Origin of the sequence: Cellulosimicrobium sp. NPDC055967, from assembly GCF_042269845.1 — a bacterium.
GTDB lineage: Bacteria > Actinomycetota > Actinomycetes > Actinomycetales > Cellulomonadaceae > Cellulosimicrobium.
In genome coordinates this window covers 125,652-137,533 of record NZ_JBHJYJ010000003.1, presented here as the reverse complement: position 1 = coordinate 137,533, position 11,882 = coordinate 125,652, and the positions used below count along the sequence as shown (strand labels likewise).

General features: G+C 67.3%; 11 protein-coding genes. 2 read left to right on the top strand and 9 right to left on the bottom strand.

Annotation, left to right across the window (positions count from 1 at the left end; translation table 11 throughout):
* Nucleotides 1-89: 89 nt before the first annotated feature.
* Complete coding sequence (locus tag ACFC2L_RS05415; RefSeq protein ID WP_375823269.1) at nucleotides 90-515, bottom strand: winged helix-turn-helix transcriptional regulator; 426 nt, start codon at nucleotides 513-515, stop codon at nucleotides 90-92.
* A 133-nt stretch (nucleotides 516-648) separates the two neighbouring features.
* Between ACFC2L_RS05415 and ACFC2L_RS05410 the strand changes: the two genes are divergently transcribed.
* Nucleotides 649-1,521 carry an aldo/keto reductase family oxidoreductase gene (locus ACFC2L_RS05410; protein WP_375823491.1) on the top strand — a complete coding sequence of 291 codons (873 nt, stop codon included), beginning with the start codon at nucleotides 649-651 and terminating at the stop codon, nucleotides 1,519-1,521.
* A 129-nt stretch (nucleotides 1,522-1,650) separates the two neighbouring features.
* On the opposite strand, the gene ACFC2L_RS05405 is transcribed toward ACFC2L_RS05410, so the two are convergent.
* Nucleotides 1,651-2,466: a CPBP family intramembrane glutamic endopeptidase gene (locus ACFC2L_RS05405; RefSeq protein WP_375823268.1), complete on the bottom strand. Its 816-nt coding sequence runs from the start codon at nucleotides 2,464-2,466 to the stop codon at nucleotides 1,651-1,653.
* On the opposite strand from ACFC2L_RS05405, the gene ACFC2L_RS05400 reads away from it, so the two are divergent.
* Nucleotides 2,359-3,018, top strand: coding sequence for a VOC family protein (locus ACFC2L_RS05400; protein WP_375823267.1), 660 nt, complete (start codon nucleotides 2,359-2,361; stop codon nucleotides 3,016-3,018). The genes ACFC2L_RS05405 and ACFC2L_RS05400 overlap by 108 nt on opposite strands.
* Before the next feature lie 58 nt (nucleotides 3,019-3,076).
* On the opposite strand, the gene ACFC2L_RS05395 is transcribed toward ACFC2L_RS05400, so the two are convergent.
* From ACFC2L_RS05395 to ACFC2L_RS05365, 7 genes are all read right to left on the bottom strand, one after another.
* Nucleotides 3,077-4,966 carry a glycoside hydrolase family 13 protein gene (locus tag ACFC2L_RS05395; protein ID WP_375823266.1) on the bottom strand — a complete coding sequence of 630 codons (1,890 nt, stop codon included), beginning with the start codon at nucleotides 4,964-4,966 and terminating at the stop codon, nucleotides 3,077-3,079.
* Between the two features lie 53 nt (nucleotides 4,967-5,019).
* The gene (locus ACFC2L_RS05390) at nucleotides 5,020-6,021 is read right to left on the bottom strand and encodes a LacI family DNA-binding transcriptional regulator (protein ID WP_375823265.1); all 1,002 of its coding nucleotides are present in this window, start codon (nucleotides 6,019-6,021) and stop codon (nucleotides 5,020-5,022) included.
* Between the two features lie 78 nt (nucleotides 6,022-6,099).
* Nucleotides 6,100-7,002, bottom strand: a complete 903-nt coding sequence (locus ACFC2L_RS05385) for a sugar ABC transporter permease (RefSeq protein ID WP_375823264.1) — start codon at nucleotides 7,000-7,002, stop codon at nucleotides 6,100-6,102.
* Nucleotides 7,002-8,594, bottom strand: a complete 1,593-nt coding sequence (locus ACFC2L_RS05380) for an ABC transporter permease subunit (RefSeq protein ID WP_375823263.1) — start codon at nucleotides 8,592-8,594, stop codon at nucleotides 7,002-7,004. The genes ACFC2L_RS05385 and ACFC2L_RS05380 overlap by 1 nt, the downstream gene beginning before the upstream one ends.
* Nucleotides 8,595-8,687: 93 nt before the next feature.
* Nucleotides 8,688-9,896: an extracellular solute-binding protein gene (locus ACFC2L_RS05375; protein WP_375823262.1), complete on the bottom strand. Its 1,209-nt coding sequence runs from the start codon at nucleotides 9,894-9,896 to the stop codon at nucleotides 8,688-8,690.
* A 163-nt stretch (nucleotides 9,897-10,059) separates the two neighbouring features.
* Nucleotides 10,060-10,842, bottom strand: a complete 783-nt coding sequence (locus ACFC2L_RS05370) for an aminoglycoside N(3)-acetyltransferase (RefSeq protein ID WP_375823261.1) — start codon at nucleotides 10,840-10,842, stop codon at nucleotides 10,060-10,062.
* Nucleotides 10,843-10,942: 100 nt separating this feature from the next.
* Nucleotides 10,943-11,752, bottom strand: coding sequence for a MerR family transcriptional regulator (locus tag ACFC2L_RS05365; RefSeq protein WP_375823260.1), 810 nt, complete (start codon nucleotides 11,750-11,752; stop codon nucleotides 10,943-10,945).
* Nucleotides 11,753-11,882 lie beyond the last annotated feature (130 nt).

The window sequence follows — 11,882 nt, the reverse complement described above, 5'->3', positions numbered from 1 at the left end:
GGACGTCGTCGTGCCGCCGCGGTGCGGACGCGCTCGGCCGCGGTGATCCAGAGGAGCCCGAGGTCCGGCGGCCATCATCGTGTATCTCGTCAGCCGTTCGTGTCGTACTGGCTACGGCTGGCCTGCACGGCGTCCATGTTGTCCTGCGCCCAGGCCCTGAGCTGGCGCGTGGTCCGCTGGAGCGAGAGACCGAGATCGGTGAGCGTGTAGTCGACGGTGACGGGGACCGTCGGGGTCACGGTGCGAGTGAGCATCCCGTCCCGTTCGAGAGAGCGGAGGGTCTGGGTGAGCATCTTCTGACTCACCCCCGCGATCATGCGCGACAGCTCGGAGTAGCGCAGCGAGATCGGCTCCCCGTCGCCGCCGGGGCCGTCGCCGCCCAGCGCGCACAGAACCAGCACGACCCACTTGTCGGAGAGCCGGTCCAGCAGCTGACGGCTCGGGCAGGTGGTCAGGAACGCGTTGTAGGCATTCCTGGCCCGGGCACGCCGTTCGGCTGCGGTCTGCGTCGCCATGAGTCCCGTCCTTGCTCGGGGAGGTTACGCACTTCAGGGTGCGCACTTCCTTCTGGAGAGTTGCTCTCTCATGCTCGTGCACGGCGAGGTGGAGCACCAGCCGATGAAGCACGCACACGAGAGGTATGACGAGATGACCACGGACACGACCACGCTCCCCGGGGGGACGTGGGACCTCGGCGGACGCACCGTCACCCGGTTCGGGTACGGGGCGATGCAGCTCGCCGGACCCTGGGTGATGGGGCCGCCCACCGATCGGGACGGCGCGATCGCGGTACTGCGCGACGCCGTCGAGCAGGGGATCACCCACATCGACACCAGCGGCGCCTACGGGCCGCGCGTCACCAACGAGCTGATCCGCGAGGCGCTGCACCCCTACCCGGAGTCGGTGCTGATCTCGACCAAGGTCGGGGCAGACCGCGACGCCGAGGGCGGCTGGCCCACTGCCCGCACGCCAGCGGATCTGCGCCGCCAGGTGAGAGAGAACCTCGAGTCCCTCGGCGTCGAGCAGCTCGACCTGGTGAACATGCGCATGGGCGATGCCCACGGGCCACAGCCCGGTTCGATCACCGAAGCCGTGGAGACGCTTGTCGAGCTCCAGCAGCAGGGACTCGTCCGACGGCTCGGAGTCAGCAACGTCACCGCCGAGCAGGTCGCCGAAGCCCGTGCGGTCGCGCCGATCGTGTGCGTGCAGAACATGTACAACCTCGCCCACCGCGGGGACGACCGGCTGATCGACGACCTCGCCTCGGACGGCATCGCCTACGTCCCGTTCTTCCCCCTGGGAGGGTTCAGTCCCCTGCAGGCAGATGCCCTCTCGGACGTGGCAGCGCGTCTGGACGCCACCCCGATGGCCGTCGCCCTCGCCTGGCTCGTGCAACGCTCCGCGAACATCCTCCTCATCCCCGGTACCTCCCAGGTCGCGCACCTGCGCGAGAACCTCGCCGGAGCAGCGCTGACCCTCTCGAAGGAGGACATCGCCGAGCTCGACACCATCGGTCGCTGACTCCACGACCGACGGGGGCCGGCCCGCCGCCCGCCGGTCGGACCCGCCTGGCGGGCCACCCTGGGGGGCCGGTAGGCAACCGGGGTGGAAGGTGGCACGCATCCGCCTCGCCGCAGCCCTGAGCGATACTCAGCGCCCGACGCGCCATCGACGAGTCGCCCGAGACCTGTGGGAGAGCATCACCGACGCGAGGGCAAGAATCAGAACCCCCGCGTTGGCGACGAGAGTTCCTGCCCAGGTCGTCGGCGGGATGCCGAGAGTGAAGCTGGCGGCGTTGAACACCGTGTGGCTGAGGATGCACAGGAGCACCCCGTTCGTGCCCGCCATCCTGAAGATCGCGCCGTAGAGGAAGCGGAACGCCATGATCTGGACCGCGAACATCCAGAAGTCGATCAGACCGGACTCGTGGTTCGTGCCAGGGATGAAGAAGAGCGGCACGTGCCAGAGGAGCCAGATGATCCCGACCACCAGCGAGGAGGCGACGAATCCCCACCGACGATCAAGGCCGGGCTGCAGCGCGGTCATCCAGCCGGCCTCCTCCATGCCGCCGATGACGAGATTGCCCGGCAACGACAGGAAGAACATGAACCACGGGACCGCGTGCACGGAAGGGCCGGAGACCAGCAGGTGGAGCGCGAAGTACACCGCGAGCGCGGAGAAGGCGAGCAGATGCCCCGCAGGACGACCCCGGGCGGCGAAGACGAGCCCCAGCCACCCTCGGAGACCCGAGACTCTGTGGTTCGCTCGCAGGACGACGTAGGAGGCGATCGCGGGCGAGATGATGTAGATCGCGAACGGCACGTTCGCCAGGAGTTCGGGGACCGTGGAGACGACGTTGTGCACCTCGTAGCCGAAGCGGACCGCCACGATCAGCCCACCGGAGAGCCCATAGGCGATCAGAAAGGTGAGCACCACGAACTGGCGAGCGATCCGTGCGTCCGTCACCCGGCAACGATAGGACTCGAAACCGGCGCGGGACGCGGCTCGTCCAGGAGCGCGACACGGTGTCAGCGCGAGAGACCAAGAAGGTGCCTAGTGCACGCGCTACACGTTCGAGAGACCCACCCTCGAGATGATCACCATGCCACTGCCGATGACCTGCCCGCGACGCACCCACTGCCGAAGCGTCTCAACCGAACCTTCTGGGGAGAGCTGTTAGGGGCTCGTTGGGCGTCGCCGCGCGCCGATTGGGCGATGGTCGACGCTACTCCGCTACTCATCGCCTTTCAGCGAGTCCCCGAGGGGAAGACTGTACCCAAGAGCCGTCTGCACATAGACGTGCAGGTGGACAGCCTCGAGCGGTTCTGCCGACGCGCCTTTTCTCTGGGTGCAGCAACAGTGCGTACGGAGGCGGGGAATTCGGACGTGGACGGCTACATCGTGCTGCGCGATCCCGAAGAGAACGAATTCTGCCTGGTCGCCGACTCTGGCGACTGGATGTCGTGGGTTCATGCGGAGTTCGAGAGGGCCGCCAACGAGGTTGAGCGAGCTGACTAGCGTCAGGCCCGTCTGCTTCGGCCGCTCGCCGCGAAGGGCGAGCGGCCGGAGCAGTGGGCTAGGCGTTTTGGAGATTCCAGACGGTGAACGTTGCCTGGGTGGACTTGACCTCGTGCTCAACGCCCTCGACGAGCGAGGCGTCTCCAAGCACTCTCTCGGCACCCTGGAGACTCTCTCCTGGGATCTGGATCTGCACCGGCCCGCGCCCAGCGAGGATGAGCAGACGAGTGTCTTTGTCCTCACGCACGAAGAGCAGCGCATCGTCGTGGGCGTAGAGCCACCGCAGTGAGCCGTCCCGGAGAGCGGGAAAGGCCGCCCTGAGAATAGCGGCGGCGCGGTAATCATCGGCGAGGGAAGGGACTTCGCCCCAGGGGATGGGTGTACGGGAGTGTTCGCCGTTCTCACCGGTGAGTCCGAACTCGTCGCCGGCGAAGAGCATCGGCGTGCCCGGGAGGGTCATGGACAGTCCGAGCGCGATCCGTTGGGTCGCCGCGTCGGCTCGCTGGGCGAACCGGGCGAGGTCGTGGGTATCGATTGCGTTGAGGCTTGCCAGGCGCACGGGCCAGGGGTAGGTGGCGGTGAAGTGGCGGTAAGCGTCCAGGAGGGACCGTGCGCTGATGCGGGGCCGGCCCTCGTAGGGGATGCCGAACTCCAGGTCGCCACCCGACCCAGGAGTCCGAAGCCAGTGCCACACAGGTCGAGTGAACCCGGCATAGCTCATGGTGCCGTGCCATCCCGAACCATCGAGGTCGGGGCCGGCGTCATTCGTCGATTCCGCGTAGAGGACGGTGTCGGGCGCTACCTCGGCCATGGTCTGGCGGATCGTCCTCTGGATCTCCAGGTTGAGGTCGTCCCGCCCGAGTCGGCCGGTCATGTTGGCCACGTCGATCCGCCAGCCGTCCAGCTCGAAGGGGGGCTTGAGCCATCGCGCGACGACGGAGTCGGGCCCTTCGACGAAGCGGCGGCGCAGCTCGGGTGAGTTCCAGTTCAGCTTGGGCAGGGACCGTACGCCGTACCAGGCGATGTAGTCGGTCTGCTCGGCGTTCTTCCAGTAGTAGAAGTCGCTCTCGGGCGCGTCCGGGTTTCCGTAGGCGCGTTGGAACCACTCGTGCAGAGCGCCGGTGTGGTTGGTCGTCAGGTCGCCGATAACGCGCATGCCTCGCTCGTGGGCGGCGCGGACGAGGCGCACCAGGGCGCCGTCTCCCCCTAGGGCCGGGTCGACCCAGTCGAACGTCGAAGCGTCGTACCGGTGGTTGGACTGTGCGGGGAAGAACGGGGTCAGATAGATCAACGTCGCGCCGAGCGACTGGATGTGGTCGAGGTGCTCGACCACTCCGTCGAGATCTCCTCCGAAGAACTGGACCTGCGTGCGCGGTCCGCGCGCTACGACCGAGTCCGTCCACTGGGCCGGGGATGCCCAGTCCGGGATCTCCCGGTTGCCGGCGCGCTTGGACCGTGCGAAGCGGTCGGGGAAGATCTGGTAGATGACCTGGTCAGTCGCCCAGGCGGGCGCAGGGGGGTACGTCGTCATCCGGAAGTCGAGCGCGTCGACCGGCTCGCTCGCACCGAGACCGGCACCGTTGAGCCACCACGCGCTGCCGTCGGCGGCGTTGACCAGGAACCGGTAGCGCGTGACAGGGTTCTCCGCGCTCAGTGAGCCCTCCCACCACACGGCATCGACATCCCGGCGGGGTGCAGTCTTGAGCGGTGCCAGCGGGGTAAAGCGTGCCTCGTTGTCGTTCAGTGCGCGGACGAAGACCGAGACCGGTGCCCCGAAGGCCTTGGGCACGCGGACCCGCACACGCACCTGGTCACCCAGAGCTCGAGGAGGGTGCGGAACGTACAGCTCGGAGCCGTCGTGGTGTGGGTGGGAAGAGAGTTTCAGCATCATCGCCTTCTTCGCGAGCGTCGGGGTGATGGACGCATGGCCACGCGAAGAAGAGCTCACCGCGTGGGGTCACCATCCACGCTAGCAAGTGATTTCAGGCTCTGCAAGAACTTTCAGACAGTGCGGCGGGGTCCTGTGGATTCCCGGACGATGAGTTCGGGGCTGAAGACGTACTCGGTGCGGGAGGCCGGTATGCCGTTGATCTCGCCGACCAAGGCGTCGACGAGGGCGAGGCTCATCGCGGTGACCGGCTGGCGGATGGTCGTCAGCGGGGGCCAGGAGTGCCGCGCGACGAGAGAGTCGTCGAAGCCAACGACCGACAGGTCGTCGGGCACGTCCAGATCGTCGCGGCGGGCCTGAGTCAGAGCGCCGAGAGCGGTAACGTCGCTACCGCAGACGATCGCCGTGCAGTCCTGAGCCAACAGCGCTCGCGTAGCGGCGCTACCGCCGTCCTCGGTGAACGGGGCGCACTCGACCCTTGCGTCGGCTCCCACCGCCTCGGTCACAGCCTCGAACGCCTCGACCTTGCGGCGCGAGGAGACGAAGTCGACGGGCCCGGTGGCGAGACCGATCCTCTGGTGACCCATCGAGGCCAGGTGGCGGACCGCGAGAGCCACCCCGGCCTTGTCGTCGACGGAGAAGAATGCGGCATCGAGCCCTTCGCGGTGCCCGTTGACGAGCGCGAGCGGGATCCCGAGCTCTCGTAGCTGCTGGTATCGGGCCAGGTCGTGCGTGGTGTCGGCGTGACGTCCGCAGACGAACACGATCGCTGCGGCACCTGCCTCGAGGAGCATGTCAATGTACTCGTCCTCGTGCACGCCTCCATCGCTCTGCGTGCCGAGAACAGGCGTGAAGCCGCGGCGGGCGAGGTTCGATCCCAGTGCCTGGGCGAACGCCGGAAAGATGGGGTTGGAGAGCTCGGGCAGGATCAACCCGACCGATCGACCGCTGCGTCGCCGCAGCCGTGCCGGACGCTCGTACCCGAGCAGGTCCAGGGCCGTGAGCACCGCCTGCCTCTTGGCTGCGGCGACACCAGGGCGGTCATTCAGCACGCGACTCACGGTTGCCTCGCTGACGCCCGCCTGCGCGGCGATGTCTGAGAGCTTCGCCGTCATGGTTGCCAAGGCTAACATCGGGGACTTTCCGGGCCCTGTTGCCGTCGCGTCATCACAGCGTGCGCTGCTGGGGTCACGTCACTTCACGGCGCCGGCAGTCAGCCCGCCCACGATGTACTTCTGCAGGACGAAGAACAGCGTCACCACCGGGAGCGCGGCAAGCACGGCCCCGGCGGCAAAGACGGGCCAGTTGGCAGACGTCTGCTGGGAGACGAACTGGAACAGTCCCACTGCAAGAGTCTGGCGGTGCGGGTCGGTCAGCACGACGCTGGCGACCACGAACTCGCTCGTCGTGGCGATGAACGACAAGAGCCCCACGACCGCGAGCACCGGAGCCGACAGACGCATCACGATCGTGAAGAAGATCCGGGCGTGCCCGGCGCCGTCCAGCTTTGCGGCCTCGTCGATCGAGCTCGGGACCGTGTTGAAGAACCCGTAGAGCAGGTAGGTGTTCACGCCCAGAGCTCCCCCGAGGTAGACGAGGATGAGTCCGGACTGGGTATCGAGGCCGATCGAGGGGAAGACCTCGCTGATCGAGTTCATCAGCAGGAAGATCGCCACCACGCCCAGGAGCTGAGGGAACATCTGGATCAGCAGGATCGAGGTCAGTCCGAGCCGGCGTCCGCGGAACCGCATCCTTGAGAACGCGTAGGCCGCAAGGCCACCGAGCAGCACGGTGGCGGCTGCGGTGGTTAGCCCGATCACGAGAGTGTTCACGAACCACGCGCCGTACGGCTGGACCGGGTTGGTGAACAGGCTGACGTAGTTCGTCAGCTGGACGGACGCGAACAACGCGTTCGCGCTCACCAGGCTGCCGTGCGGGTTCAAGGAGGCCGAGACGATGTAAAGGATCGGGAACACCGCGACGACCGTGGTGACGATAGCCACGACGTAGCGGCCGGCCAGCGTGAGGCTGCGCCCACGGCGACGCCCGACCGAACTACGTGTGTGCTGGCGCTGCGTGGCAGGTGAGGTCAGCATCAGTGGATGTCCTCCAGAGCTCGGGTGCGGCGGAAGCTGATCACGGAGATCAGACCGACGAGGACGAAGACGATGATGGCGAACGCGCTCGCCAGGCCGTAGTCGCGCCCGCTCGTCTCACCGAAGGCGACCTTGTAGACCAGGGTGATGAGGATGTCGGTGGCGCCGACGTTCATCTCGCTCGAGATGTCCTGCGGGCCGCCCTCGGTCAGCATGTAGATGACATTGAAGTTGTTGAAGTTGAACGCGAACGCGGCGATGAGCAGGGGTGCCATGGAGACCATGAGGAGGGGGAGCTTCACGGCGCGAAAGACTGTCCACGCGTTCGCCCCGTCGACACGGGCTGCCTCGACGTACTCGTTCGGGATCGACTGCAGGGCCCCGGTCGCGACCAGGAACATGTAGGGATAGCCCAGCCAGAGGTTCACGACCAGGATGCTCACCTTCGCTAGCAGCGGGTCGGTCAGCCACGGGACTGCTGCGCCGCCGAGCAAGACCTGGTTGATGAACCCGAACTGAGAGTTGAGCAGACCACCCCAGATCAGCGCGGACAGGAAGGCGGGGAACGCGTAGGGCAGGATCACCAGGACGCGGAACGTGCGTCGGAACCGCAGGCGCGGCTCGTCCAAGACGATGGCGAGGAAGACCCCGATCGCGAACGTGCCCGCGACCGTGACACCGGCGAACACGAAGGTCCAGACCAGGACGGACAACAGCGGCCCACGGATGGACTGCTCCCCGAAGGCCCGGGCGAAGTTTTCCAGTCCGACGTTCACCTTCCAGCCCGGCATGATCTCTGCTCCGTCCGAGGCCGCGAAAGAGCCGCGGCCCGAGTCGGAGTAGACGACGCCCGTAGCCGTGTCGACGAAGGTGTCTGTGGCCTCGTCGTAGGTCATGGTGGAGGTGTAGAGGTACGCCTGGGAGCCGTCCGGGGTGCGCAGCACGCCCTCGTCGAGGTTCTCGTCGAGAGGGACGCTCATGGCGGCGATGCGCTGCTGGTCCGCCAGCATCTCGGCGAACCCGAGCGTCGCGTAGCCCGGGACCCCGACCGCACGTCCTTGGTCGAACGTCGCATCCGGTGCTGCACGCAGCGGGGTGTCCACGGTGCCGAGCGAAGCGCTCCCGTCAGGGTCGGTCACGAGAAACCACAGGTCTCCGGCGCGCTCGAGGACGACCATGTCGAGTGCGGGTGATCCCTCGACCCTTGTCACGGACTTGCTCTCGATGACCGCAATCGCGTCCTGCTTGCTCCCGACGTGCCCGTCGCCGTAGTTCGTGAAGGCGATGTAGGCGCTGAAGACGATGACGTAAACCTGGAACACGAGCAGGAACACGGTGCCCGGTACCAGGTACTTCGCGGGCAGCATCCCGGGGCGCAGGTACACGACGTTCACGGCCACAGCACCGAGAACCGCCAGTGCGGCGACCGGCCAGCGGCCATCCAGGGCGAGCACGCTCGATGCGTAGACGACCAACGCGTCCAGTACGGCCAGAGCGGCGATCTTGGCCAGCAGGACGGCCGGCCGGGAATGCTCGAGACCGCCTCGCCGTGGGGCGGCCGGGGGCGCGGGGCGGGAAATGGTGAGGGACATGCTGCTCCGTCGTACGTGGGGGGGTGGGTTGAGTCAGGACCAGACCGGGGCGCCCATGCACCGCGCCCCAGCCTGGGGTCCTGCAGTCCGGGCTCAGCCCGTGATGTCGGCCTGGATCTTGGCCGTCATGTCCGCCCACGCGGTCGCCGGGTCACCGGCGGTGTTGTTGATCAGCGCCGCCTCGGTGGCGCCCCAGTAGTTCCAGACGGCACCCATCTCGGGGATGTTCGGCATGGGCACCCCCGCCAGGCCCACCTCGCCGAACGCGGCCACGCTCGGGTCCTGCTCCGAGGCGACCTCGAAAGCACTCGTCAGCGCGGGCGGGCGACCGCCGGCAGCGAACAGGTCGAGCTGGACGTCCTCACGCCCGAGGTAGTTGACGACGAACTCGTTCGCGGCCAGAGCGTTCTGGCTCTTCGCGCTGATGAAGAAGCCCTGCACCCCGACGAACGGCGTCAGCGGCTCCGTCCCGGCCGGCGGGATCGCCTCGATCGCGTAGTCGATCCCTGCCTCGTCGAAGGCCGGGAGGTTCCACGGGCCAGAGAGCATGTACGGAGCCTTGCCCGCGGCGAACTCGTCGCGGGCGATATCACCGGTGACGTTCGTGTTCAGCGCGCCGGCGCTCCCCCACTCGACCAGCTTGGCAGCGAACTCGTTCCCGCCCGCACCACCGATGAGGAGCTGGGTCGGGTCGTAGTTGCCCTCGTCGTCAGTGCCGAACAACGGCGCACCCAGCGAGGTCTGCAGCGGGTAGAGGTGGTACGGATCCGACTCCGGACCCGACGGCACGAGCACCGGGTACGCCGCAGCACCACTGGCTACGACTTCCTGCCCCTTGGCAACCAGCTCGTCCCACGTCGCCGGCGTGGAGTCAGCCAGTGCGGTGTTGCGCAGCAGCGCGATGTTCTCCAGCGAGACCGGCAGCCCATAGGTCGTGCCCTCGTACGTCATGGCGCGCAGCGCGACCTCGGGGAACTCCTCAGCCTTGTCCCCGAGCTCGACCGGTGCCACCACCCCGTTCTGCACGAACTGGCCGAGCCAGTCGTGGCCACCGATGATGACGTCGGGGCCCTTGCCTGTGGGGACCTGCTTGACGAAGTCCTCCTTCATCACGTCCCCGTACTCCTTCTGCACGAGCTTGATCGCCACCCCCTTGTCCGCCTCGAACTGGGTGGCGATCTCCTTGAGCTCCTCGGCGCGGTTCGCATCGACCCAGACCGTCAGCGGTTGCGTCGAGGCCGAAGTTTGTTCCTCGGCGTCAGGGGTGTCTCCCGACGAGCAAGCGCCCAGAGCTCCTGCCATGAGCAGTGCCCCCGCGATCAGGCCAGCCGTGGCCCTTGTCTGCACCTTCATTGGTGTGCCTTTCTGCGTGTGCGTAGGACCGCAGGAGGCTGGACTGCCCTTGTCCCTCGCTCCGTGGCGGCCCTCGTACGATTGCAGAAACTTACAGCAACTGCAAGGGGTTTCACCCGCGTTCGTTGCTGAACCACTGTTCGGCGAACCGAACGAGGGCGCCCAGGCGCACTGCACGACACCTGGCGCGGCCAATGGTCACAGCAGTGACGGCACCCGGTTCGCTCTCGAGCGCATCCCCCGCCCGCGCAAAGTCAGCCGAAGACACCTTTGGCTCTAGCCAGCTGCACCACTGAGTGCCGCCGTCCATCTCGAGGCGAGCGCCGTTGCGGACGAGTTCTCGCGTGGCGCCAGCGGCCTTGAGCTCTGCGTGATGCAGCGCCGTGCACTTGTCGAAACCCACCCCTAGGAGGACAGCCATCGCATCGAGCTCGACCAGGCGATCCAGGGGCGAGTTGGGCCCGAACGGGTCCTGCAGGGGGTGGGTTCGAACGATGTGTTCCGCGAGCGGCCCCTGGGCGGCGAAGGAGCGATGCGGGTGCGGGCTGCGCCGAGTCGTCGGCTGCGCGCGAAAGACCTCGGCCAACGCCCCCATCGAACGCGTCGGCGTGAGGTCAACGTCGAACACCGGCAGCCCATCCCGGATCCTCGCCCGGGTCGCCGCGTCGCACGCCGGGTCGTCAAGGAAGTCCGGATCGCATAGCTGCCAGCTCTGCGCGGGCATCACCAACGTCCCCTCCTGGCCCACGACCTCCCGCAACGCCTGCAGGACCACCTGCTCGCCCCCAGGCACGACACCGAACGCAGACAGCGAAGCGTGCACGATCGCGACGTCTCCGCGTCCCAATCCCAGTGCGCGCAACCCCGTCACGATGTCGGATGACGAAACGAGCATCGGACTTTCAGATTCTGTAAGATGTTTCATACGGTCACTGTGCGGCACGCCACCGAGTGGCGTCAACGGGCGTCCGAGGGCACGCGCGGGAGTTCTGCGCTCAGTGCGTGGGCTCGACGGGGACGGCGACCTCCATGACCGGTCCCGTCTCCCCTGTCCCCCAGGACGGCAGGTAGATCTCTCTGTTGTCGCCCACCGGAACGTGTCCGGGAGCGGCCCGCCCGAACGACAGGAGATCGTGAATCACCACAAGCCGACTCTGGTCTTCAGCTCCGCTCGCGTCGAGCGCGACGAAGCACTCGAGATGGCGAGCGTCGGTTCGCAGGACGAAGCCCGGCGGAGGACGCAGGAGCTCAGCGACCGGAACCCAAGCGGTAATACGCGCGGCGAAGCCCTCCGTCGCTCGCTCGTGATACTCCACGAACGGAGGCCCCTCAAGGTCCACCTGGACCGACCGCAGCACCTGGAAGAGCGACTCCGTCGCCTCGGCGAGAACCCGAGGCAACTCGCCCAGCGTCGCCTCGCGGCCGCTGCCCAGCACCAGACGCCCCGGGACCTCCCGCAGATTCACCTCGAGGTCGAGGTGCGGACCGTCCGCGAGCACTGAGCGCACGTACTCCCCGGCCTCCAGCGACAACGCCAGCGACGCGCGTCTCTCGCTCCACAGCTCGTCGAACTGGCCCACGGCATCGGTCGCACCGAGCACGAGGTCCACCTCGCCCAACGACAGGCCCACCCCGCGCAACAGCCGGATCAGCCGCGCCCTGGGCACCTGGTCAGCACCGAGCATCCGCCGCGCGTCAGCCCCTTCTCGATGCGCCACGAGCAGTCCGCGGTCGGCGTACATCCGCACCGCCTTCTCGCTCAACCCCGCCGCGTGTGCGACCTGACCCGTCGTGTACTCGTCCATGCCTGCGACGCTAGATCGTGCCCTTGGGGAAGCCGCAACCCCAGGCGCCCAGGCTCGAGGAACGGCACCCGCCAGGCCAGTCATGCCGGCGCGATGACAGCGGACCACGCCTCTCCCGATCGATGATCGT

What these genes read in the sequence shown, in the direction of transcription:
- ACFC2L_RS05415 (WP_375823269.1), bottom strand. Translation starts at nt 515, where the DNA reads ATGGCGACGCAGACCGCAGCCGAACGGCGTGCCCGGGCCAGGAATGCC.
- ACFC2L_RS05375 (WP_375823262.1), bottom strand. Translation starts at nt 9,896, where the DNA reads ATGGCAGGAGCTCTGGGCGCTTGCTCGTCGGGAGACACCCCTGACGCC.
- ACFC2L_RS05380 (WP_375823263.1), bottom strand. Translation starts at nt 8,594, where the DNA reads ATGTCCCTCACCATTTCCCGCCCCGCGCCCCCGGCCGCCCCACGGCGA.
- ACFC2L_RS05385 (WP_375823264.1), bottom strand. Translation starts at nt 7,002, where the DNA reads ATGCTGACCTCACCTGCCACGCAGCGCCAGCACACACGTAGTTCGGTC.
- ACFC2L_RS05390 (WP_375823265.1), bottom strand. Translation starts at nt 6,021, where the DNA reads ATGACGGCGAAGCTCTCAGACATCGCCGCGCAGGCGGGCGTCAGCGAG.
- ACFC2L_RS05365 (WP_375823260.1), bottom strand. Translation starts at nt 11,752, where the DNA reads ATGGACGAGTACACGACGGGTCAGGTCGCACACGCGGCGGGGTTGAGC.
- ACFC2L_RS05410 (WP_375823491.1), top strand. Translation starts at nt 649, where the DNA reads ATGACCACGGACACGACCACGCTCCCCGGGGGGACGTGGGACCTCGGC.
- ACFC2L_RS05370 (WP_375823261.1), bottom strand. Translation starts at nt 10,842, where the DNA reads ATGCTCGTTTCGTCATCCGACATCGTGACGGGGTTGCGCGCACTGGGA.